Raw genomic sequence first — 20,966 nt, forward strand, 5'->3', positions numbered from 1 at the left:
AAAGACGACCCATTATCGTGGGCTGGCTGTCGTCCAAAAGTTGTTTTGATTGTAGTAGCGGAAATAGAGCAGCAGTCCCGCAGATCGTGCGCTGATCCACAAAAACAGGCTAAACCATACGCCATGGTTGCCCCAGGGCCGCGTCAGCCACCAGGCGGGGAGAAAAACCAGCACGGTCGCCACGAACATCGTATCGCGCATTTCGCGGCTCCGCCCCGCGCCAATAAATACCCCGTCGAGCAGGTAGCACCAGACCGCCAGCAACGGCAGCGCACACAGCCATGGATAAACCGATCCGGCTTCGGCGAGCACGGGTTTGAGGTCGGTGAAGAGTGGCAATATCCAGTCCCGGCCTGGAAGCAGCACGGCGGTAACCAGCAGGGCGCTACCCAGTGCCCAGTGCGCCGCGCTGCGTACCGTCGCCCGGAAAAGCTCCGGCGACTTCCGCCCGACCGCGTCCCCCACAAGGGCCTCGCTCGCGTGGGCAAAGCCATCGAGCGCATAGGAGGTGATCATCAGTAGCTGCAGAAGGATTGCGTTGGCGGCGAGGATTGCGTCTCCCTGGGCCGCACCCTGGGCGGTGAAAAATGCCAGGGCAAACAGGAGCAGGCAGGTGCGCAGGAAAAGGTCCACATTGATTGACAGCAGTTCCCGCCACGGCGCCGCGTTGACCCAGGGGTAGAGCCGGGCATCCCTTACCCGGGCCAGCATCTTCCTGTAAATACCTTCTTCCAGCCCGCGCAACAGGTAAATCCCAAACGCAAAAGCAGTGGTATCGGCGCACACCGTTGCCAGCGCGGCCCCGCGCGCTCCCAGGCCGAGGCCGACAATAAATACCACGTCGAGCAGGATATTGAGCAGGTTCGCCGCGAGCAGGATAAGCAGCGGCGCGCGACTGTCCTGTCGCCCGATAAAAAACCCCAGTAACGCAAAGTTTGCCAGTACCAGCGGCGCGCTGAAGAGCCGGATCTGCAGATAGGCCTCGGCGTGGGGTGCTGCTGCGGCGCTGGCGTTCATCCACCGGACAATGGTGCCAAGCAGGGGGGTGGCCAGTACCATCAGCGCGACGCCCAGGAGCAGCGCCATCCACATTGCCCTCAACAGCCACCCGATACCGCCGTCGGGGCTGGCCGCCGAGCGGGCCACCAGCCCGGTTGTCCCCATGCGCAGGAAACCGAAGGCCCACAGCAACATGGATATCGCGCTCGCGCCCACGGCTACCGCAGACAGGTATACCGGTGATGGCTGGTGCCCCAGTATCGCGGTGTCCACCGCCCCCAGCAGGGGGACCGAGATATTGCTGAGGATCATTGGCCAGGCCAGTTGCCAGACGCGCCGGGACATATTTTCAGCTGTGGGTGACTGGTTCATTGCATTGATACTTAAGTTGGCGAATTCATTGACTTTTTGCCACCGATATGTTCCTTTTGTTGTCGTGCACTGCCTCTACGACCGGGGCGCACGGGATCTGCACCGGCTGGCTCGTCGCCCGCCCGCAGCAGAAGAAGAGAAGTACTGAGACAGTAGTTGCAACAAAAGAAACGCAGGTTGTTGGTTGTACCTTCCGGACGACGACATCTGAAGTAAAAAATCTTTGCGAAAAGAATAACAAGTTGCACTGAAGCAGTATCGCGAGGAAAGGTTTCCCCTTTTTTTGCCCAGTGTATGTAGTCTTGTCTTACTACACGATGTCCACAAATTTTGTGTGGAATAACCCGGCCTGCGGTCAGCGGTGCGGGGGATCCAGTTATCCGTGGAAGCAGCCGATGGCTGATATAAAAACAAACACACGGAGATCTGTAGGCGATGTTGAAAGGCTTCAATCGGCTGTTCGCCTTGCTGGCAACTTCGCTGCCGGCCTACTCCGCTTTCGCGGAAGTTGAGGGGGCGGAGCGCTGGGGGGTCAATATGACCCAGGGCGTAACCGAAGTTTCCCGCACCACTTACGACCTGCACATGCTGATCTTCTGGATCTGCGTGGCAATCGGTGTGGTCGTTTTCGGGGTGATGTTCTACAGCATGTGGCGTCACCGCAAGAGCAAGGGTTACAAGGCGGCACAGTTCCACGAGAGTACGGCGGTGGAGCTGGTGTGGACCATCATCCCCACGCTGATCCTGGTGCTGATGGCCATACCGGCAACCAAGACCCTCTACGATATTTACGATACCGGGGAAGCCGACCTCGATATCATGATCACCGGTTACCAGTGGAAGTGGAAATACGACTACCTCGGAACCGATGTCTCGTTTTTCTCCAATCTCTCCACACCGCGTTCCCAGATCGATAACCAGCTTCCCAAGGGCGAGAACTACCTTCTCGAGGTCGACGAGCCGGTGGTGGTGCCCGTGGGCAAGAAAATCCGCTTCCTGTTCACCGCCAATGACGTCATCCACGCCTGGTGGGTACCGGAACTGGCTGTGAAGAAGGACGCAATTCCGGGCTTTATCAACGACGCCTGGACCCGTATCGAGGAACCCGGCATCTACCGTGGCCAGTGTGCCGAGCTCTGCGGTAAGGACCACGGCTTCATGCCGGTGGTGGTGAAGGCTGTGCCGCAGGAGGAGTACGACGCGTGGCTGAGTGAGCGCGCGGCCAGCGCGGCGAAGATGCGCGAGCTGACCGAGAAGACCTTCGACTTCGACGAGCTGTTCGCCATGGGCGAGAAGGTCTACAACCGCAACTGCGCCGCCTGTCACCAGCCCAATGGCCAGGGCGTACCGGGCACCTTCCCCGCTATCGCCGGCTCCCAGATCGCCACCGGGCCACTGGATGAGCACCTGAGCATCGTGGTTGATGGCTCGCCCCAGAACCCGGCCATGCAGGCGTTCGGGCCGCAGCTGTCCGAGGTCGACCTCGCCGCAGTGATCACCTACCAGCGCAATGCCTTTGGCAATGACATGGGCGATACCGTGCAACCCGTCGACATCCTCAATTTTAAGAATAAACAATAAGCAGGAGCCGAAAGGAGTAAGAGTATGGCACACGGTCCCCAATCCGGATTCTCCCGGTGGCTCTATACCACCAACCACAAAGACATCGGCAGCATGTACCTATGGTTCAGCTTTGCGATGTTCCTGCTGGGCGGCTGCATGGCGCTGGTGATCCGCGCCGAGCTGTTCGAGCCCGGTCTGCAAATCGTGCAGCCGGAATTCTTCAACCAGATGACCACCATGCACGGCTTGATCATGGTGTTCGGTGCGGTGATGCCGGCCTTTGTCGGTCTCGCCAACTGGATGATCCCCATGATGATCGGTGCACCGGACATGGCGTTGCCGCGCATGAACAACTGGAGCTTCTGGATCCTGCCGTTCGCGTTTGCGATGCTGGCATCGACCCTGTTCATGGACGGCGGTGCGCCCAACTTCGGCTGGACCTTCTACGCTCCGCTGTCGACCGAATACGCCCCGCCGAGCACCACCTTCTTCATTTTCTCGATCCACATCATGGGTGCCTCGTCGATTATGGGGGCGATCAATATCATCGCCACCATCCTCAATATGCGTGCGCCGGGCATGACGCTGATGAAAATGCCGCTGTTCGTGTGGACCTGGCTGATCACGGCCTACCTGCTGATTGCGGTGATGCCGGTACTGGCTGGCGTGGTGACCATGATGCTGATGGATATCCACTTCGGCACCAGCTTCTTCAGCGCTGCCGGCGGTGGTGACCCGGTATTGTTCCAGCATGTGTTCTGGTTCTTCGGGCATCCCGAGGTGTACATCATGATCCTGCCGGCCTTCGGCATCGTCTCTGCGATCATTCCCACGTTTGCGCGCAAGCCGCTGTTTGGTTACAGCTCGATGGTGTACGCAACAGCGTCGATCGCCTTCCTGAGCTTTATCGTCTGGGCGCACCACATGTTTACCGTGGGCATGCCGATCGCGGGCGAGCTGTTCTTCATGTACGCGACGATGTTGATTGCAGTACCGACTGGCGTGAAGGTGTTCAACTGGGTCACCACCATGTTCCGCGGTTCGATGACCTTCGAGACACCGATGCTGTTTGCCATCGCCTTTGTGATCCTGTTTACCATCGGCGGCTTCTCGGGGCTGATGCTGGCCATCGCGCCGGCCGACTTCCAGTACCACGACACCTACTTCGTGGTGGCACACTTCCACTATGTACTGGTGCCCGGCGCTATCTTCTCGATCACCGCAGGTGTCTACTACTGGCTGCCCAAGTGGACAGGCAACATGTACAACGAGACCATGGGCAAGGTGCACTTCTGGCTCGCCTTCATCGGCCTGAACGTGACCTTCTTCCCCATGCACTTCGTCGGCCTGGCAGGTATGCCCCGGCGCATTCCGGACTATGCGCTGCAGTTTGCCGATTTCAACCAGATAGCCAGCGTGGGTGCCTTCCTGTTCGGCGCCGCCCAACTCGTCTTCCTGTTCAATGTCGTGCGCACCGTGATGGGCGGCAGGAAGGCAACCGACAAGGTGTGGGACAACCCGGAAGGGCTCGAGTGGACAGTACCGTCACCCGCGCCTTACCACACCTTCAGCACGCCGCCGGCAGTGCGCTGACATTTGGAGACACGGCAGAATGCGGCTGAGTGAGAACGCAAAACTGACCACGAAGCTGCTGGCACTGGCCGGCAGCATGCTGGTGTTTGCAATTTTCATCATGCCGCCACTTTACGATGCCTTTTGTGAAATTACCGGGCTTAATGGCAAAACCGGTTCCCGCTATGAGGCGGTGCCGGCGGCGGTGAACACCGACCGACTGGTGAAAGTCCAGTTCGTGGCCAACTTCAACGGCAACATGCCCTGGGCGTTCAAGCCCAGCGTGGTGTCGATGAAGGTCCATCCCGGTGAGCCCGTGGATACGGTCTTCCTGGCCACTAATCCGACCGGCCGTGACATGGTGGGCCAGGCAATTCCAAGCCTGGTCCCTTTCAAGGCCGCGGAATACTTTCACAAGACGGAGTGCTTCTGCTTCAACCAGCAGGCACTCAAGGCGGGTGAGAGTGCCGAGCTGCCACTGCGTTTCATCGTCGACCCGGACCTGCCGCCGGGCGTGAACACTATTACGCTTTCCTACACGCTGTTCGATGTTACGGAAAAATTTACCCGGAACCTGGATAACAACAATGCCGACTCCGAGCGAGAGGGATAAAAATTATGGCCAGTGAAAGCAGCTACTATGTGCCCGAGCAGTCCCGGCTGCCCATCTTCGCCACCATCGGTCTCTTCCTGACCGCCTTTGGTGCCGCCAACTGGATCAACGGGGGCTCCTCCTACATTTTCTTCACTGGCGCCCTGGCGCTGGCTGCGGTGCTGTGGTGCTGGTTCGCCGCGGTAATCCGCGAGAACATGGCCGGCCTCAACAGTGACCAGCTGAAGCGCTCCTATGTATGGGGCATGGGCTGGTTCATCTTCTCAGAGGTGATGTTCTTTGCCGCCTTCTTCGGTGCGCTCTACTATGTCCGCACCTTCGCCCTGCCGTGGCTGGGCGGTGAAGGTGAGCGCGGTGAATCAAACATGCTGTGGCAGGGTTTTGAGAATACCTGGCCCCTGATGGTGACCCCGGATGCAGCGGCACATGGCGACTCGGCCAAGGTGCTGGGACCCAACGCGATTATCGACCCGTGGCACCTGCCGCTGTGGAACACGATCATCCTCCTTACCTCCAGCGTCACGGTGCATATCGCCCATGTATACCTGAAAAAGGGCCAGCGCAACGCTTTCAACACCTGGCTGGGAATTACCGTGCTGCTGGGCGGCCTGTTCCTGTTTTTCCAGGTCGAAGAGTACTATGAGGCCTACACGCAGCTGGGGCTGACTCTGGAATCCGGAATCTACGGTACAACCTTCTTCATGCTTACCGGTTTTCACGGCGCGCATGTGACGCTTGGTACCATCATGTTGTTGATCATGTTGCTGCGCTCGGTGATCGCACATCACTTCAAGCCGGACGACCATTTCGGTTTCGAGGCCTCCAGCTGGTACTGGCACTTTGTAGATGTGGTGTGGGTCGGGCTGTTTATCTTCGTCTACGTGCTCGGTTCCTGAGGAAGCTGCAGGCCTGTCGGGAGCTTGCGGGCTCTGGCAGGCCACGCCGCCCTCAGTACTTGTTGGCCCAGGGCGCGGTATTCGAGAGCGTGCCGCTGTCAAAGCCATACCAGATGGCCGCCAGCAGCAGGACCGCCAGGGTAACGCGAATACCGAGTGCATAGAGGGTGCGTTTTGATTCGGGTGCGCCCATATCACGCAGCAGGAAAAACAGCGCGCTGGAGAGGCTGGCCAGTACCGCGAGAAAGAGAAAGACAATAACGATTTTCAGCCACATTTTTTATTCGCCATTTGTTGTAGGAGCCTGCCCGCAGGCTAAATCGGCATGACGGTACACACCAATCCAGTGCGCGCACGGCAACTCTCCGGGAGTGCCAGTGTAGCACCGATTTCGAACTGGCCCCTGACGCTGTTCAGTGGTCTCCTGCTGCCGATCCTGGTGGCGCTGGGCGTATGGCAGCTGCAGCGCGCAGAGGAGAAGCAGGCGCTGGTGAGCCAACTGGACGCACGCCTCTCGGCCCAGCCCGAAAACCCCGCCGGGCTCGACCGTCTCCAGCCCTACATGCCGGTAAGACTGCAGGGCTACTTCACCGGCGAGTATTTCTATCTCGATAACCGCACCCGCGACGGCCGCGTAGGCTACGAAATCCTGCAGGTTTTTGTCTCCGGTAAACAGCGCTGGCTGGTCAATCGCGGCTGGCTTGCCGCTGGCAGCAGTCGGGCAGAGCTGCCGGCTGTCACCTGGCCCCTGGCCGCAAAGGTAGTCACGGGATTTCTTTATCCCGTCCTGCCAGCCGGGGAAGAGAGCCCGGCCGCTAACAGCGGCAGCCGCATACAGGCTGTCGATGAGCGACTGACTGCCAGCCTGGAGCTGGCGCAGCCGCGCTGGACAATACGCCTGCTGGCCGATTCAGACACCGCGCTGCTGACCGACTGGCAGATGAACAACAGTCCGCCGGAGCGTCATCGTGCATATGCGTGGCAATGGTTTGCGATGGCCGCAGCGCTGGTGGTGCTCTGGTTGCTGGCCGCAACCCGCCTGCCGGTATGGCTGAGGAAGCGCCATGGCCGCGGCACCGGTGACCCCGAGCAATAAACCGGCACAACAATAAAAGACAGAGGTAATGACGCCGTGACCCAGAGCAACGATCAGAAGAGAGAAAATACCGATACTGTGGCAGCTGCGCCGAGAGCGCGGAAATTCCAGGCGCTGTCCGTCATCGCCTCGGTGGTCCTGCCGATTGCCGCCGCCTACGTGGTTTTCTATACCGGCGTGGGAATGCCTGACAGCACCGTAAACCAGGGGGAGCTGCTGCAGCCGCCCCGCAGTATCGAGCCATTGCACCTGGCGGAGGAGGGGACTGCGCCATTCCAGCTCGGCTCCGAGGAGCCGAAGTGGCGCTACCTGATTGTGCCCGGGCAAGACTGCGCCGAGAAATGCGAGCAGCTTCTCTACACCAGCCGCCAGGTGCACGTCCGGCTCGGCGAGAAGGCCCGCCGTGTTGAGCGCCTGCTGGTGAACTCCGCGCCCCTGAGTCCGGAGCGCCGGGCCCAGCTGGCCGAACAGCACCCGCGCCTGCGCTTTGTCACTGTGCCGGAGCCGGAACTCCGGCAGCTGCTGGAGGGCACCAGCCACAGCGGCCTGGATTACCCCAGTGCGCTGCTGGTTGACCAGCGTGGTTTTGCGATGATGGTTTACAACAACGAGCACAGCGGCAACCAGCTGCTGAAAGATATCAAGCGACTGCTGAAGTACTCCTACGAGCAGTAACCCGGAGATTTGCATGCGCCCCTACCAACCCGATTCGGATTTCAACCCGCGCAACGACTGGCGCCTGCGCGTCGCCATGGCCGGCACCATCCTGGCGGTGGTCGTCGTTGTGCTCGGTGCCTTTACCCGGCTGGTGGATGCCGGCCTCGGTTGCCCCGACTGGCCCGGCTGCTATGGCCACCTGACCTGGCCGGACGAGGCCCACGAGATCAGCCGCGCCAACGCGGCATTTCCTGACGCACCCGTCGCCACGGACAAGACCTGGCCGGAGATGGTGCACCGGTATTTTGCCGGTGCGCTGCTGTTGCTGGTGGCGGGACTGACCGTGATGGCGTGGCGACGTCGCGGCCAGCGGGGCTTCCTGCACACCCATTTCCTGCTCGGCCTGATCATCCTGCAGGCGGCCTTTGGCATGTGGACGGTGACCCTCAAGCTGTGGCCACAGGTGGTGACGGCGCACCTGCTCGGCGGGATGGCGACGCTGTCGCTGCTGTGGTTGCTGGTGGAGCGGCTGCGCTACCGCAAGCGACTGATCCCGGTACATGAGTTCCGGGCGCTGCAGCGGCTGCGCCCACTGGCAATTATCGCCGTGGTGGCGGTGTCACTGCAGATCGCCCTGGGCGGCTGGACCAGCTCCAATTATGCGGCCCTGGCCTGCGCGGACTTTCCCACCTGCCACGGGCAGTGGTGGCCGGACATGGACTTCAGCCAGGGCTTCAACGTGGCACAGCACATAGGCCCGAACTATCTCGGCGGGACGCTGGAAAGTGATGCCCGCACCGCGATTCACGTAACCCACCGCATCGGGGCGCTGGTGGTCAGTGCCATTGTGCTGGTGCTGGCGTGGCTGGCCTGGCGCGCCGGCTCGCGGCGCTGGGCGATCGGCCTGGCCGGCGCCCTGCTGCTGCAGGTCTCGCTGGGCATCGCCAACGTGGCGATGTCCCTGCCGCTGCCGGTGGCGGTGGCACACAACGCCGGTGCCGCGCTGCTGCTACTCGGGCTGCTCACCTTCTGTTACCGTATCCAGACGGCGCAGCCGAAAATGAAACAATAATAACGAAGCAAGTATGAGGTGAAGCCATGAGCACCCACGCCGCCGCCCTCCAGCGCACCAGCTGGCGCGACTACTACGAGCTTACCAAGCCGCGGGTTGTCATGCTGATGATCCTCACCTCCGTGATCGGCATGCTGCTGGCGGTGCCGGGCATGGTGCCACTGGACATACTGTTGTTAGGCAACCTGGGTATCGCGCTGTGCGCCGGCAGCGCCGCCACGGTCAATCACCTGGTTGACCGGCATATCGATCTCAAGATGGCGCGCACCAGCAACCGCCCGGTGGCGCGCGGCAGGGTCGAGCCCGGCCGCGCACTGGCCTTCGCCCTGGTGCTGGGTTGCGCGGGCATGGCCGTACTGCTCGCGTTCGTCAATCCGCTGACTGCGTGGCTCACCCTGGTCTCGCTGCTGGGTTATGCGGTGGTCTACACCATGTTCCTCAAGCGCGCGACCCCGCAGAATATCGTTATCGGCGGTATCGCCGGGGCCGCGCCGCCACTGCTCGGCTGGACCGCGGTGACTGGCGAACTGCACGGCCATGCACTGCTGCTGATGCTGATCATCTTTGCCTGGACCCCGCCGCACTTCTGGGCCCTGGCGGTGCACCGTCGCGAGGACTACGCCAAGGCGGATATCCCCATGCTGCCGGTCACCCACGGAGTGGCTTATACCAAGCTGCATATCCTGCTCTATACCTTCATCCTGCTGGCCGTGAGCCTGCTGCCGTTCGCCACCGCCATGCTAGGCTGGCTGTACCTGCTCGGAGCGGTGGTGCTCGGTATAGGGTTCGTTTACTGGGCGGTGGAAATGCTGCGCGACCGCAACCCGGCCGCGGGCATGGAAACGTTCAAGTATTCCATCATCTACCTGATGGCCCTGTTCTGCATCATGCTGTTGGATCATTACCTGGTTGCGGTGTAAGTCATGAGTGAAGAGACCCCCCAATACGAGGCCGGCGCGGGTAGCGCCAACAGCCCGGAACAGAAACGCGGCGTGCTGGTTACGGTGGCCGTCTGCGTGCTGTTCATGCTGGCGGTGCTGGCTGCATTCCTGAACAAGATGGGCCAGCCGCGTGTGCTGACCGAGTCGGAGATGCGCGCCAACGGTGCGGTGGAACTGGAGCGCCCGCGGATCCTGGACAACTTCCAGCTGCTGGCGGACAGCGGCGAGACGTGGCAGACCAGCGAGCTGGCAGGGCGCTGGACGCTGGTATTTTTCGGCTTCACGCACTGCCCCGACGTGTGCCCAACGACCATGTCCACCCTGAACGCTTTTTACCAGTCCCTGGACGAGGAGACCCGCGCGGACACGCAAATCCTGCTGGTTTCGGTGGACCCCAAGCGGGACACGCCGGAGAAGCTGCGTGAATATGTCGACTATTTCAATCCCGACTTTGCCGGCCTCACCGGTGAATTCCTCAACCTGAAGCGCTTTGCCAACCAGCTCAATGTGCCGTTCAACAAGGTGCCACTGGGAGAGGGTGAATATACCGTCGACCACGGCTCCCAGGTCGTGCTGGTCAATCCGCGCGGTCACTACCACGCCTTTTTCCGCGCGCCACTGGACCCGGCCAAGATGAAGCTCACTTACCGCTCCCTGCGCGCCACCTACAAGGGATAAGCGAGGGGGCGATCGCCCCTCGCGTCGCAACGCTCCGGGGCGGCGCCGGGACCTTTTCGCGCCCTGGGGCACCTCGATAGTGGCACCTGATTCGAACTGAGAGACCGACCTGGCCGCCGGGTCTGCCTCCTGCTATCGGGCGCGCCCCGACGCTGTTCCTGCCGCCACTGCTATCCCTGCGCAGCTGGCCCGGCCACTGGCTCTTCCAAATCTACTAGTCTCTGGATAGATATCCCGCTGCCGGGTGACGGGGCGCGCCCATTGAAAAACCTGTTCGACAAGTTCTCCCACTCGAAGAAAGCCTGTCGCCTGCTCGGTATTCTCGGCTTGCTGCTGGTGGCGCCCTTTGGCCTGTGGCTGCTGCTCGGCTGGCTGGGCGTGGTGCCATCGCTGGTGGAGGTTTTCGGTGTGCCCGGCTTGCGAATCCCCGCCTCAATAGTCATTGCCGGACTGCTGATGGCGGCGGTGGGATTCTGGGAATACGACTGATCAGAATCGGCACGGGGCGGTGCCGGCCAGGAGGAAGTTCGCCATGTTCAAGCTGTCCGATTTCTTTATCCTGCTCGCGGTGGCGGTCTCATTCGCCGTGTCGGGCTACCTGTGGTTCAGCGGTTACCGGGAGCAGGGAATCTTCACGGCGCTGTGGGTGCCGAGCATCCTGGCTTTCGGCATTTACTTCAAGGTGTCGGCACTGCTGGCGCGGAGCAGATAACCATGTCGGAAACCATGCTGCTGGGCGTCGCGATCGGCGTATTCGTGATGCTCATCATCGGCATTGCCCTGACCATTTACGAGTTCCACCGCGCGGGCAGCGAGCCGGTGAAAAAAAGCGATAAGGGCCAGCGCCCCGAGCGCTGACGAGGGCCTCGATCCTGCCTTGCCGGTTGTGTCACGCCGTGCCGGCGGGGCGCAAATGGGTGAGCAGGAACAGCGCGGCGGCCGCCACCACAATCGAGGGGCCGGCCGGCGTGTCCCAGATTATCGATGCCAGTAATCCCAGCACTACCGCCAGGGCACCGATCGCCGAGGCGACGGCGGCCATCTGCTCCGGCGTGCGCGCCAGCCGGCGGGCCCCGGCGGCCGGAATAATCAGCAGCGCGGTGATCAGCAGGATTCCCACCACCTTCATGGCGATGGCGATGAGCAGCGCCAGCATCAGCATCAGCGCCAGTCGCACCCGCTCCACCGGCACGCCTTCGGCGGCGGCGAGTTCTTCGTTGAGGGTGAAGGTGAGCAGTTTCTCCCACAGCAAAAACAACAGGCCGCCGATCAGTGCGGCGGCCGCCGCCATCAACAGCAGGTCCTGCCCACCCACTGCCAGCAGGTCGCCCAACAGCAGCGCCAGCAGGTCCATGCGAATGCTGAACAGGCTGACGGTCACTATCCCGAGGGCCAGCATGGAGTGGGAGAGTATCCCCAGCAGCGTATCCACGGACAGGCCCTGGCGTCGCTGCAGGTAGACCAGCAACACTGCCAGCAGGCAGCAGGTGGCGCCCACGGCAATGGTGGGCTGTACCTGCAGGATGAAACCCAGGGTCACGCCCAGCAGTGCCGAGTGGGCGAGCGTATCGCCGAAGTAGGCCATCCGCCGCCATACGGCGAAGCAACCCAGGGGCCCGCTGACTGCCGCTACCAGCAGTCCTGCGGCAAGGGCATACCAGAGGAACTGGCTGCCCAGCAGAGCACTGAACTCCGTCATTGGCTGCTGTCCCCCGGCCGGTCATGATTGCACTGGTGATGCACGACATCGCCGCTCAGGTCGTGGGCATGGTTGTGCTGGTGCGTGTAGGGCGCGACCTTGTCACCGAACAGCTCGAGGAACGCCGGGTCCCGACTCACCTGCTCGGGGTGGCCGTGGCAGCAGATATGCTGGTTAATGCACAGCACACGGTCTGTCGCGGCCATCACCACATGCAGGTCGTGGGATACCAGCAGCACACCGCAGCCGAGTTCGTCGCGCAGGGAGGCGATCAGCTGGTAGACCTCTGCCTGCCCGCTGACGTCCACGCCCTGGGTGGGCTCATCTAGCACCAGTAACTGGGGCCGGCGCGCCGCCGCCCGTGCCAGCAGCACCCGTTGCATCTCGCCGCCGGAAAGCTCCGCCAGGCCCGCCTGTTCCAGCCGCGCCGCACCCACCCTGGCCAGGGCCGCGCGCGCCGCTGCCGCGTCCACGCCATCATTGCCCAGCTGCAGGAAGCGCTGCACCGACATCGGCATCGATGGGTCTATATGCATACGCTGGGGCATGTAGCCCAGCGTCAGCCCCGGCCGGCGCCGCACTGTACCACTGGTGGGGCGGGACAGGCCCAGCAGCAGTCGCAGCAGCGTGGTCTTGCCGGCGCCGTTGGGTCCGATCACGGTGACGATCTCCCGCTGCTGCAATTCGAGGTTGATATCGTGCAGCAGCAGGCGACCGGCGATCTCGAGGCCCAGCCCGCTCGCTGTGATTAGTGGCTCGGAATGGCTCAGGATTAAATCTCCGCGAATGCGTGGCGATGGATCGGGCCCTGTGCCGGCAGCGCGGTACCGCACGGGCGCGTGATGATGTTGGCGCGGCTGGGCTGGCTGGGCTGGCAGCCGCGCGCGGGCTGTGATTATATCGCAATTTTCACCCGACCCCGTTATCCCCGACACCGTGAGCCCAATGAATTCCACGAAGTACCCGCTGTTCCTGCTGATTCTGCTAACCCTTTTCGGGCCTGGAGGCTGCGCCGACCGGGCAGATGCGCCGGCCGGCGACGGCCTGCTCGTCAGCGTGCGGCCCCTGGCACTGGTCGCGCGAGAGGTGGCGGGGCCGGAAATCACCGTGCGTGCCCTGGCGGGTAATACCGATCCACATCACTATGCGCCCGGCGTGGCCGACCGCGCCGCGCTGGAGCGGGCCCTGCTGGTGGTATGGCTCGGGCCGCAGATGGAGGGTGCGCTGGCACGACAGCTGGCCCAGCTGCCGGAGGAGCGCCAGTTGCAGCTGCTGGCGCAGGGAGGCTACGAATTTGGTGGTGCGGCGCCGGCAGACCTTCATGTCTGGCTCAGACCCCGCAATGCCGCGGTGATTGCGGCGCAGGTCGCGCAGCGCCTCGCGGTATTGCAGCCCGCCCATGCGGACAGCTTCAAGCGGCGCGCGCGCGACTTTTCCCGACGCATGGCCAACCTGCAGAAAGTGCTGGACCGGGCGCTGTGGGGATACCGCGACGTGCCCATCGTGGTTACCCACGACGCCTACGGCCACTTTTTTGGTCCCGCCGGCGTTGAGACCCTGGCCCTCAGCGACGCCGATGCGGGTGGGCATGGCGCCCGCGCCCTGCTGGAACTGCGGCAGCAGTTGGACGCCAGCGGCAGCAGCGAGGGCTGCCTGTTTGGGGAAGTCCCCCCCAACGCCCGCGACCGGCAAACCGCGGCCAGCCTCGGGCTGCACTACGCGGCACTGGACCCGCTGGGTGTGATGCTGCCGGCGGACGCCAGCTACGAGGACCTGGTGCTCAGCCTGCTGGAGCAGGCGCGCGCCTGCCTGGCCCAGGTTCCGGATACCCCACAGCCGGATGATGCCCCGACGGACTGAGGCCGGCCCACTCAGGAAGTCTCGCCGGCCTGTTTCTGCTCCTGTTGCCTTACCGCTTCCTCTCCGTCGCGGGCGGACTGGGTCTCGTCCAGGCGCAGGCGAAACCGTTCCAGCTGGCGGCGCTGGTGGTCCAGCAGGACCCGTGCCTGCTCGCGCTTGCCGTGGCGCTCGAGCTGTCGCGCAAGTTCTTGCTGGCGGCGTTCTTGTTCCCGCTGCTCGCCGCCCGCTAGCGGCTGGCCCGTGACCTCCAGGTATTCCATGGGGCCCGGCAGCTGCGCCGACCGGCCGATCGAGTCCGCAGCCGCGCCCGCGGCACCCAGGGTGTGAAGGAGCAGCAAACCGGAAATAAAAACACGTCGCATGGTCATATCCCTCTCCGAAACCTCGCGCTGGTGCCGTTGCCCCCGCGCACCTCGCGGAGCAGCACCTTTGCTTAAAGCCTAGAAGGGAACGCGCAAGCCGCAGGGGCTGCTGCGACGACTGCCCAGGATCGGGCGCCGGGGCGAGCGAAAAAAACCGATCGCGGTTATCCTGTCGGCCAATCCCTGTAATCCACGTTGAATTTCCAGCTTTCCGGATATTTATGAGTAATGACAAGCCCAGTTCCGCCCCGCTGATCCTGGTGGACGGTTCCTCCTACCTCTACCGCGCCTTCCATGCCCTGCCGCCGCTGGCCACCAGCGATGGCCGGCCCACCGGTGCGGTGCGCGGGGTCATCAGCATGCTGCGGCGCCACCTGAAGGAGCATCCGGACAGCACCGTCGCCGTGGTCTTCGACGCCAAGGGCAAGACTTTCCGCGATGAGCTGTTTGCCGACTACAAGTCCCACCGCCCCCCCATGCCCGACGACCTGCGCGAGCAGATCCAGCCGATCCACGACATCATCGATGCCATGGGACTGCCGCGCCTGGTGATCGACGGGGTCGAGGCCGACGATGTCATCGGCACCCTGGCGCTGCAGGCCCAGCGCGAGGGCGGGGAGGTCATCATTTCCACCGGCGACAAGGACATGGCGCAGCTGGTGCGCCCGGGCATCACCCTGGTCAATACCATGAGCAACACCGAACTGGACGTCGAGGGTGTACGCGAGAAGTTCGGCGTGGGGCCGGAGCTGATCATCGACTTCCTGGCACTGATGGGGGACAAGTCCGACAACATCCCGGGCGTGCCCGGCGTGGGCCAGAAGACCGCGCTGGCGCTATTGCAGAACCTGGGCAGCATGGACGACATCTACGCCGACCTGGATGCCATCGCACCGCTCGGCTTCCGCGGCAGCAAGACGCTGGGCAAGAAGATGGCCGAGCACCGCGAGGCCGCGGAGCTGTCCTACAAGCTTGCCACCATCAAGACCGACGTCGACATGCCCTGCAAGCCCGGCGACCTGCACCACGGCGAGCCTGACCGGGAGCGCCTGAAGTCCCTGTTCACCGAGCTGGAGTTCCGCAGCTGGGTGGAGGAGCTGGATGACGGCGGACAGGCGGAAGAGGCCCTGGCCGAGGCCATCGAGCGGGATTACCGGATTGTCACCGAGCGCGCGGACTTCGACGCCTGGCTGGAAAAGCTGAAGGCCGCCGATATCTTTGCCTTCGATACCGAGACCACCAGCCTCAATTACATGCAGGCAAAACTGGTGGGGGTATCCTTCGCGGTGGAACCGGGTGAGGCCGCCTACGTGCCCCTGGCACACGACTATATGGGGGCTCCCGCACAGCTGCCCTACGGCGAGGTGCTTGATGCCCTGAAGCCCCTGCTGGAGGATCAGGAGCAGAAGAAAGTCGGCCAGAACCTCAAGTACGACACCCATATTCTCGCCAACTGTGGCATCGAGCTGCGCGGCATCGCCCGTGACACCATGCTCGAGTCCTACGTCCTCGACAGCACCGCCAGCCGCCATGACATGGACAGCCTGGCGCAGAAATACCTGGGCGAGCAGACGGTCCACTACGAGGACATTGCCGGCAAGGGCGCCAAGCAGCTGACCTTCAACCAGATCGAGCTGGACCAGGCGGGCCCCTACGCTGCCGAGGACGCCGATATCACCCTGCGCCTGCACCGGGAGCTCAGTGGCCGCCTGGCGCAGATACCGCCGCTGGAAAAGGTGCTCGACGAGATCGAGATGCCGCTGCTGCCGGTGCTGGCACGCATGGAGCGCAACGGTGCCTATATCGATGCCGAGATGCTGGCGAAACAGAGCGGTGAGCTCGAGCGGAAAATGCGCGAGGCGGAGCAGAAGGCATTCGAGGTGGCCGGCGAGGATTTCAACCTGGGGTCCACCAAGCAACTGGGCGCCATCCTGTTCGAGAAGCTGCAGATCCCGGTGATCAAGAAGACCCCCAAGGGCGCGCCGTCCACGGCCGAGCCGGTGCTGCAGGAGCTGGCCCACAGCCACGAACTGCCAGCGTTGATCATGGAGTACCGCGGCCTGGCCAAGCTGAAGAACACCTACACCGACAAGCTGCCGCAGATGATTGATTCGCGCACCGGGCGGGTGCACACCTCCTATCACCAGGCGGTGGCGGCCACCGGGCGCCTGTCTTCCAGCGATCCCAACCTGCAGAACATCCCCATCCGCAGCGAGGAGGGGCGCCGCATTCGCAAGGCGTTCGTGGCCGACCCGCGCATCGACGGCGGCAGCGTGCTTATCGCCGCCGACTATTCGCAGATCGAGCTGCGCATCATGGCCCACCTGTCCGGCGACGAGGGCCTGGTGCAGGCCTTTGCCAACGGTGAGGATATCCACCGGGCCACCGCCGCCGAGGTGTTCGAGGTGAGCCCCGCAGAGGTGGACGACGAGCAGCGGCGCCGTGCCAAGGCGATCAACTTCGGCCTGATCTACGGCATGTCCGCCTTCGGCCTCGCGCGCCAGCTGGGCATTCCCCGCGGCGACGCCCAGACTTACATCGATCGCTATTTCGAGCGCTATCCGGGGGTGCTCGCCTATATGGAGAACACCCGCAAGCATGCCGCAGAGAAAGGCTACGTGGAGACCCTGTTCGGCCGCCGCCTGTACCTGCCCGAGATCAACTCGCGCAACGGCGCCCGCCGCCAGGCCGCCGAGCGCACCGCCATCAACGCCCCCATGCAGGGCACCGCGGCAGACATCATCAAGCGCGCCATGGTGGAAGTCGACGCCTGGCTGCGCCGGGAGGGACTGGCCAGCCGGCTGATCATGCAGGTGCACGACGAACTGATCCTGGAGGTTCCGGCCGACGAGGTATCACAGGTACGCGATAACCTCACCCGGCTGATGCAGGACGCTGCGGAGCTGGACGTGCCGTTGATCGTGGACGTGGGGCAGGGTGCCAGCTGGGAAGAGGCCCACTAGCACCAGCCCGAGTGAGACGTATGTAAAGAAATGCGTGCCACTAGTTAACACTTTTTAACCCTGGAGGGGGAACCGGGACAAAAACGGCGGCTCTAAACAGGCAGATCGTTGGAATGCGTCATCCCCCCAAGGAAGTCAGATGTTGCTCCCCCGGTGCCCCCCCAGGCCCGGGGATTTTTTTGTCTGTCGTTCAGGGCTCAGGCCGCGTGGGCGTCGGCGCGGCGACCATAGTGGCGCGCCGCGTCCAGGTAGCGACGGGCCTTGGCACGCCACTTCTGCGGCTCCGCGATGGCGCCGTCCTGCAGGTGGGCCGCCGCCAGCTGCGCGCGCACCAGCGCCCGGTACGCCTTGTAGAAGTACTCCAGCAGCGCCGGTGCCGGGTCGGCGCAGGCACGCCGGTAGGCCGAGAGTATGTCGTCGCCCAGGTCCCGCCGCCCCAATAACTCGCACTCCAGCGCCAGGTAGCCCAGCTCGTCGAGGGGGTCGACACAGCGCAGGGCAAAATTGAACTCCAGGCAGTCGATCACCTGCGGCGGCTCGGTCAGGAAGCAATGTTCCGGCCGCAGGTCGCCGTGCCCCTCCACGATGCGCCCGTCCACCGCCCGCTGCCCCAGCAGGCCCGCCTCGCGGCGCGTCACGGCCAGCAGGAAGTCCGCGACCGCGTGAATCCCTGCCTGCTCGAGGCCGAGTCCCGGCGCCAGCAGCTGTTGCCGGTGGTGCTCCACCTGCTGCTGCAATCCCCGCAGATAGGCCACGGGATCCACCGCCAGTGGCTGCGCCGCGCGATAGAAATCGCACAAATGCCGGAGCAGCGGTGCCAGCTCGGCCGCGGAGACTTCCGCGATGCATTCGGTCAGGCACGTTTCCAGCGGCAGGCGCCGCATTTTCACCAGCCACTCAACCACCTCGCCATTGCCCTCGTCATCGTGGTCCCCCAGTCGCAGCCGGCCATCGCTGCCGAGGGAGAGGGGCACCACGGCCAGGTACACCTCCGAGGTTAGGCGGCGGTTGAGGCGCAGCTCCTCGCGACAGGCGTGCTCGCGCAGGGCGAGGGTGCTGAAATCCAGGTAGTCGGTGCGCACCGCCTTCTTCATCTTGTAGGCGTACCGGTCGGTCAGGAAAACACGCGCCATATGCGTTTCCACCAGCTCCACTGTCCCCGCGAATCCCGGATAGCTGCCGGGGGAGAGCAGAAAGGCGGTCTTGGCCTCCAGATCGGCACGGGGATCGCTGTGCGGGGGATCGTTCATGGACAGTTCGCCTGGCATACCTGTTTGCTAGTCTAGTTTTATCGGCATTTACCTGCGGAGCTGCTTGCAATGATCCCCTTCAAGGACCGCGTGGAGGCGGGCCGCGAGTTGGCCGCCGCCGTGCGCGGCCATGTGGACGAGAGGCGCCGCAGCGGGCGCAATGACGTCATCATCCTGGCGCTGCCGCGGGGAGGTGTGCCGGTGGGGCTCGAGCTGGCGCGGGCACTCGGGGCGCCCCTCGACCTGATGCTGGTGCGCAAGCTGGGGGTGCCCGGCCACGAGGAACTGGCCATGGGCGCCATCACCGCGCGGGCCCGGGTACTCAACGAGGATGTGCTGCGCAGCTGCGGGGTCAGCGAGGAGATGCTGGAGCGGGAAACCGAGGCCGAGCGGCAGGAACTGGAACGCCGCGCCAGGCGCTATCGCGGCGACCGGCCCTGGCCCGACCTGCGCGACCGCTGCGTGATCCTGGTGGACGACGGCATCGCCACCGGTGCCACCATGGAGGCTGCGGCGCGTGCCGTACGCGCCCAGGATCCCGCCGAAATTGTGCTCGCCGTCCCGGTGGCCCCGCCATCCTCGCTGCAGCGCTTCGAACCGCTGGTGGACCGGATTGAATGCCTGGCGCTGCCCGAGGCTTTCTGGGCCATCGGTGCCTGGTACGAGGATTTCTCCCAGCTTTCCGACGACGAGGTCATCGCCATGATGCGGGAGGCCGAGCGCCTACAGGGGAAGCGGGATGAGTGAACGCGAGCTGGTGATCGATGCGGCCGGGGTGCAACTGGAGGGGATTCTCCAGTTGCCGGCAAACACGCGCGGACTGGTGCTATTCGCCCACGGCAGCGGCAGCAGCCGCTTCAGCCCGCGCAACCGCATGGTGGCTGGCGAGCTCAACCGCGCCGGCATGGGCACGCTGCTGTTTGACCTGCTCACTGCCGAGGAGCACCAGGAGGACGAAATCACCCGCGAGTACCGCTTCGACATCGCGCTGTTGTCGGATCGCCTGATTGCGGCGATGGACTGGGTACATGCCCGGGACGACACGCGCGACCTCAAGCTCGGCCTGTTCGGCTCCAGTACCGGCGCCGCGGCGGCACTCATCGCCGCCGCGGAGCGCCCGGCCCTCGCGGCGGCGGTCGTCTCCCGCGGAGGCCGCCCGGACCTGGCCCGCGAAATGCTGCCGCTGGTCCGTGCGCCGACGCTGCTGGTGGTCGGCGGCGAGGACGATGTGGTGATCGACCTGAACCGTGATGCGGCAGCGCGCATGACCTGCGACCCGGTGCTGGAGATAGTGCCCGGCGCCACCCACCTGTTCGAGGAGCCGGGCACGCTGGAACAGGTGATCGGGCTGGCGATCGACTGGTTCCGGCGCCACCTGGCGGGACCGGGAAGCCATGGGGCCGATTAAGGTATTCAGCCTGGATGCGGGTGCCGAATTCGCCGGCGAGGTGGCGGCCGAGCTGGGGGTGTCGGTGGCGGCACACGAGCAACGCGATTTTACCGATGGCGAACACAAGCTGCGGCCGCTCGACGATGTGGAGGGCGCCGATGTCTACCTGGTGCAGTCCCTCTACAGCGACCCCCCGGGCGCTGCGGGGGGGAGTGTGGACGACAAGCTGGTGCGCGTGTTGTTCTTCCTTGCCGCCCTGCGTGATGCCGGTGCGGCGCGGCTAACCGCGGTGATTCCCTACCTCTGCTACGCGCGCAAGGACCGCCGCACCAAGCTGCGCGATCCCCTGTCGAGCCGCTACCTGGCAAGCCTGCTGGAGGCCATGGGCAGCGATTGTGTGGTCACCATCGACGTGCACAACCTGGCCGCCTTCGAAAACGCCTTCCGCTGCCGCACCCTGAACCTGCCGGCCCGGCCGCTGTTCCTGGATTACGCGGTGGAGTTGCTGCGCGATGAGAGCCGCGGACTGGTGGTGGTGTCGCCGGACGTGGGGGGGGTAAAGCGCGCCGAGGCATTCCGCGCCGACCTCGCGGAACGGCTGGGGCGGGACGTCGGCCAGGCATTCGTGGAGAAATACCGCAGCGCCGACCAGCTCAGCGGCGGCACACTGGTGGGCGAGGTCCGAGACCGATGCGCCCTGGTCATCGACGACCTGATCGCCGGTGGCGGCACCATCGAGCGGGCCACCGGTGCGCTGCACAGGGCAGGCGCGGCGCGCATCCTTGCATTGGCCAGCCACGGCCAGTTTGCCGGTGACGCCCTGCAGAAACTCGCCGCACTGCCCCTCGAGGCAGTGGCGGTGACCGATTCACTGCCCCAGGCAGGCGTTCCCCGCCTGAACATCCTCCGCTGTGCCCCCCTGCTGGCGGAGGCGATCCGCCGTTTGCACGATGGCGGTCCGGCGATCGAGCTGAGTCTCTGAC

At 64.0% G+C, this 20,966-nt stretch carries 23 protein-coding genes; 17 read left to right on the forward strand and 6 right to left on the reverse strand.

Translation table 11 applies throughout. The annotated features are described in order from the left end of the window. Positions 1–12 precede the first annotated feature (12 nt). The gene (locus BLT26_RS11685) at positions 13–1,371 is read right to left on the reverse strand and encodes an MATE family efflux transporter (RefSeq protein WP_245720690.1); all 1,359 of its coding nucleotides are present in this window, start codon (positions 1,369–1,371) and stop codon (positions 13–15) included. A gap of 435 nt (positions 1,372–1,806) precedes the next feature. Here BLT26_RS11685 and coxB point away from each other — a divergent pair, with 435 nt between their 5' ends. From coxB to BLT26_RS11705, 4 genes are read left to right on the forward strand one after another with little or no spacing between them, the layout of a single operon-like run. Beyond that, positions 1,807–2,952 carry a cytochrome c oxidase subunit II gene (gene coxB, locus BLT26_RS11690; RefSeq protein WP_091514141.1) on the forward strand — a complete coding sequence of 382 codons (1,146 nt, stop codon included), beginning with the start codon at positions 1,807–1,809 and terminating at the stop codon, positions 2,950–2,952. Positions 2,953–2,976: 24 nt separating this feature from the next. Next, entirely contained in the window at positions 2,977–4,527 is a 1,551-nt protein-coding gene (gene ctaD, locus BLT26_RS11695; RefSeq protein ID WP_091514145.1) for a cytochrome c oxidase subunit I, read from the forward strand. A 19-nt stretch (positions 4,528–4,546) separates the two neighbouring features. Beyond that, positions 4,547–5,119: a cytochrome c oxidase assembly protein gene (locus tag BLT26_RS11700; RefSeq protein WP_091514149.1), complete on the forward strand. Its 573-nt coding sequence runs from the start codon at positions 4,547–4,549 to the stop codon at positions 5,117–5,119. Between the two features lie 5 nt (positions 5,120–5,124). Beyond that, on the forward strand, positions 5,125–6,015 hold the full coding sequence (locus BLT26_RS11705) for a cytochrome c oxidase subunit 3 (RefSeq protein WP_091514152.1): 891 nt from the start codon (positions 5,125–5,127) through the stop codon (positions 6,013–6,015). Between the two features lie 52 nt (positions 6,016–6,067). Here the strand turns inward: BLT26_RS11705 and BLT26_RS11710 are convergent, their stop codons facing one another. Further along, the gene (locus BLT26_RS11710) at positions 6,068–6,292 is read right to left on the reverse strand and encodes a DUF2909 domain-containing protein (protein ID WP_091514155.1); all 225 of its coding nucleotides are present in this window, start codon (positions 6,290–6,292) and stop codon (positions 6,068–6,070) included. Between the two features lie 48 nt (positions 6,293–6,340). Here BLT26_RS11710 and BLT26_RS11715 point away from each other — a divergent pair, with 48 nt between their 5' ends. From BLT26_RS11715 to BLT26_RS16500, 8 genes are all read left to right on the forward strand, one after another. Continuing rightward, positions 6,341–7,111 (forward strand): SURF1 family protein, encoded by a 771-nt coding sequence (locus BLT26_RS11715; protein WP_091514159.1) that lies wholly within the window; start codon positions 6,341–6,343, stop codon positions 7,109–7,111. 36 nt (positions 7,112–7,147) lie between these two features. Further along, positions 7,148–7,786, forward strand: a complete 639-nt coding sequence (locus BLT26_RS11720) for a hypothetical protein (RefSeq protein ID WP_091514163.1) — start codon at positions 7,148–7,150, stop codon at positions 7,784–7,786. Between the two features lie 13 nt (positions 7,787–7,799). Then, positions 7,800–8,840 carry a COX15/CtaA family protein gene (locus BLT26_RS11725; RefSeq protein ID WP_091514166.1) on the forward strand — a complete coding sequence of 347 codons (1,041 nt, stop codon included), beginning with the start codon at positions 7,800–7,802 and terminating at the stop codon, positions 8,838–8,840. A 26-nt stretch (positions 8,841–8,866) separates the two neighbouring features. Beyond that, positions 8,867–9,760: a heme o synthase gene (gene cyoE, locus BLT26_RS11730; protein ID WP_091514170.1), complete on the forward strand. Its 894-nt coding sequence runs from the start codon at positions 8,867–8,869 to the stop codon at positions 9,758–9,760. A 3-nt stretch (positions 9,761–9,763) separates the two neighbouring features. Next, on the forward strand, positions 9,764–10,459 hold the full coding sequence (locus BLT26_RS11735; protein WP_091514173.1) for an SCO family protein: 696 nt from the start codon (positions 9,764–9,766) through the stop codon (positions 10,457–10,459). Positions 10,460–10,720: 261 nt separating this feature from the next. Then, positions 10,721–10,948, forward strand: a complete 228-nt coding sequence (locus BLT26_RS11740; protein WP_091514177.1) for a hypothetical protein — start codon at positions 10,721–10,723, stop codon at positions 10,946–10,948. Between the two features lie 43 nt (positions 10,949–10,991). After that, on the forward strand, positions 10,992–11,171 hold the full coding sequence (locus BLT26_RS11745) for a hypothetical protein (protein ID WP_091514180.1): 180 nt from the start codon (positions 10,992–10,994) through the stop codon (positions 11,169–11,171). Between the two features lie 2 nt (positions 11,172–11,173). Further along, positions 11,174–11,317 (forward strand): hypothetical protein, encoded by a 144-nt coding sequence (locus tag BLT26_RS16500; RefSeq protein ID WP_175453100.1) that lies wholly within the window; start codon positions 11,174–11,176, stop codon positions 11,315–11,317. 31 nt (positions 11,318–11,348) lie between these two features. Here BLT26_RS16500 and BLT26_RS11750 read toward each other — a convergent pair whose 3' ends face one another. Beyond that, positions 11,349–12,158 carry an iron chelate uptake ABC transporter family permease subunit gene (locus BLT26_RS11750; RefSeq protein ID WP_091514183.1) on the reverse strand — a complete coding sequence of 270 codons (810 nt, stop codon included), beginning with the start codon at positions 12,156–12,158 and terminating at the stop codon, positions 11,349–11,351. Further along, positions 12,155–12,928: an ATP-binding cassette domain-containing protein gene (locus BLT26_RS11755; protein ID WP_091514386.1), complete on the reverse strand. Its 774-nt coding sequence runs from the start codon at positions 12,926–12,928 to the stop codon at positions 12,155–12,157. Before BLT26_RS11755 ends, BLT26_RS11750 begins: the two co-directional genes overlap by 4 nt. Positions 12,929–13,103: 175 nt before the next feature. On the opposite strand from BLT26_RS11755, the gene BLT26_RS11760 reads away from it, so the two are divergent. After that, positions 13,104–14,018 (forward strand): metal ABC transporter solute-binding protein, Zn/Mn family, encoded by a 915-nt coding sequence (locus BLT26_RS11760; protein ID WP_091514187.1) that lies wholly within the window; start codon positions 13,104–13,106, stop codon positions 14,016–14,018. An 11-nt stretch (positions 14,019–14,029) separates the two neighbouring features. Here the strand turns inward: BLT26_RS11760 and BLT26_RS11765 are convergent, their stop codons facing one another. Then, the gene (locus tag BLT26_RS11765; RefSeq protein WP_139169522.1) at positions 14,030–14,380 is read right to left on the reverse strand and encodes a hypothetical protein; all 351 of its coding nucleotides are present in this window, start codon (positions 14,378–14,380) and stop codon (positions 14,030–14,032) included. A gap of 221 nt (positions 14,381–14,601) precedes the next feature. Here BLT26_RS11765 and polA point away from each other — a divergent pair, with 221 nt between their 5' ends. Next, positions 14,602–17,343, forward strand: coding sequence for a DNA polymerase I (gene polA, locus BLT26_RS11770; protein ID WP_091514195.1), 2,742 nt, complete (start codon positions 14,602–14,604; stop codon positions 17,341–17,343). Positions 17,344–17,540: 197 nt separating this feature from the next. Here polA and BLT26_RS11775 read toward each other — a convergent pair whose 3' ends face one another. After that, a complete protein-coding gene (locus BLT26_RS11775) occupies positions 17,541–18,611 on the reverse strand; it encodes a hypothetical protein (protein WP_175453101.1) in 1,071 nt (356 codons plus the stop codon). 51 nt (positions 18,612–18,662) lie between these two features. Here BLT26_RS11775 and BLT26_RS11780 point away from each other — a divergent pair, with 51 nt between their 5' ends. The 3 genes from BLT26_RS11780 to BLT26_RS11790 are packed head-to-tail and all read left to right on the forward strand — an operon-like array spanning position 18,663 to position 20,965. Beyond that, the gene (locus BLT26_RS11780; protein ID WP_091514202.1) at positions 18,663–19,340 is read left to right on the forward strand and encodes a phosphoribosyltransferase; all 678 of its coding nucleotides are present in this window, start codon (positions 18,663–18,665) and stop codon (positions 19,338–19,340) included. After that, positions 19,333–20,001: a dienelactone hydrolase family protein gene (locus BLT26_RS11785; protein ID WP_091514205.1), complete on the forward strand. Its 669-nt coding sequence runs from the start codon at positions 19,333–19,335 to the stop codon at positions 19,999–20,001. Before BLT26_RS11780 ends, BLT26_RS11785 begins: the two co-directional genes overlap by 8 nt. Then, on the forward strand, positions 19,988–20,965 hold the full coding sequence (locus BLT26_RS11790; RefSeq protein ID WP_091514207.1) for a ribose-phosphate diphosphokinase: 978 nt from the start codon (positions 19,988–19,990) through the stop codon (positions 20,963–20,965). Before BLT26_RS11785 ends, BLT26_RS11790 begins: the two co-directional genes overlap by 14 nt. The last annotated feature ends 1 nt before the right edge of the window (position 20,966 follow it).

It is taken from the genome of Microbulbifer yueqingensis, from assembly GCF_900100355.1.
Classification (GTDB): domain Bacteria; phylum Pseudomonadota; class Gammaproteobacteria; order Pseudomonadales; family Cellvibrionaceae; genus Microbulbifer; species Microbulbifer yueqingensis.

What these genes read in the sequence shown, in the direction of transcription:
- BLT26_RS11685 (WP_245720690.1), bottom strand. Translation starts at nt 1,371, where the DNA reads ATGAACCAGTCACCCACAGCTGAAAATATGTCCCGGCGCGTCTGGCAA.
- coxB (WP_091514141.1), top strand. Translation starts at nt 1,807, where the DNA reads ATGTTGAAAGGCTTCAATCGGCTGTTCGCCTTGCTGGCAACTTCGCTG.
- ctaD (WP_091514145.1), top strand. Translation starts at nt 2,977, where the DNA reads ATGGCACACGGTCCCCAATCCGGATTCTCCCGGTGGCTCTATACCACC.
- BLT26_RS11700 (WP_091514149.1), top strand. Translation starts at nt 4,547, where the DNA reads ATGCGGCTGAGTGAGAACGCAAAACTGACCACGAAGCTGCTGGCACTG.
- BLT26_RS11705 (WP_091514152.1), top strand. Translation starts at nt 5,125, where the DNA reads ATGGCCAGTGAAAGCAGCTACTATGTGCCCGAGCAGTCCCGGCTGCCC.
- BLT26_RS11710 (WP_091514155.1), bottom strand. Translation starts at nt 6,292, where the DNA reads ATGTGGCTGAAAATCGTTATTGTCTTTCTCTTTCTCGCGGTACTGGCC.
- BLT26_RS11715 (WP_091514159.1), top strand. Translation starts at nt 6,341, where the DNA reads ATGACGGTACACACCAATCCAGTGCGCGCACGGCAACTCTCCGGGAGT.
- BLT26_RS11725 (WP_091514166.1), top strand. Translation starts at nt 7,800, where the DNA reads ATGCGCCCCTACCAACCCGATTCGGATTTCAACCCGCGCAACGACTGG.
- cyoE (WP_091514170.1), top strand. Translation starts at nt 8,867, where the DNA reads ATGAGCACCCACGCCGCCGCCCTCCAGCGCACCAGCTGGCGCGACTAC.
- BLT26_RS11735 (WP_091514173.1), top strand. Translation starts at nt 9,764, where the DNA reads ATGAGTGAAGAGACCCCCCAATACGAGGCCGGCGCGGGTAGCGCCAAC.
- BLT26_RS11745 (WP_091514180.1), top strand. Translation starts at nt 10,992, where the DNA reads ATGTTCAAGCTGTCCGATTTCTTTATCCTGCTCGCGGTGGCGGTCTCA.
- BLT26_RS16500 (WP_175453100.1), top strand. Translation starts at nt 11,174, where the DNA reads ATGTCGGAAACCATGCTGCTGGGCGTCGCGATCGGCGTATTCGTGATG.
- BLT26_RS11750 (WP_091514183.1), bottom strand. Translation starts at nt 12,158, where the DNA reads ATGACGGAGTTCAGTGCTCTGCTGGGCAGCCAGTTCCTCTGGTATGCC.
- BLT26_RS11760 (WP_091514187.1), top strand. Translation starts at nt 13,104, where the DNA reads ATGAATTCCACGAAGTACCCGCTGTTCCTGCTGATTCTGCTAACCCTT.
- BLT26_RS11765 (WP_139169522.1), bottom strand. Translation starts at nt 14,380, where the DNA reads ATGCGACGTGTTTTTATTTCCGGTTTGCTGCTCCTTCACACCCTGGGT.
- polA (WP_091514195.1), top strand. Translation starts at nt 14,602, where the DNA reads ATGAGTAATGACAAGCCCAGTTCCGCCCCGCTGATCCTGGTGGACGGT.
- BLT26_RS11775 (WP_175453101.1), bottom strand. Translation starts at nt 18,611, where the DNA reads ATGCCAGGCGAACTGTCCATGAACGATCCCCCGCACAGCGATCCCCGT.
- BLT26_RS11780 (WP_091514202.1), top strand. Translation starts at nt 18,663, where the DNA reads ATGATCCCCTTCAAGGACCGCGTGGAGGCGGGCCGCGAGTTGGCCGCC.
- BLT26_RS11785 (WP_091514205.1), top strand. Translation starts at nt 19,333, where the DNA reads ATGAGTGAACGCGAGCTGGTGATCGATGCGGCCGGGGTGCAACTGGAG.
- BLT26_RS11790 (WP_091514207.1), top strand. Translation starts at nt 19,988, where the DNA reads ATGGGGCCGATTAAGGTATTCAGCCTGGATGCGGGTGCCGAATTCGCC.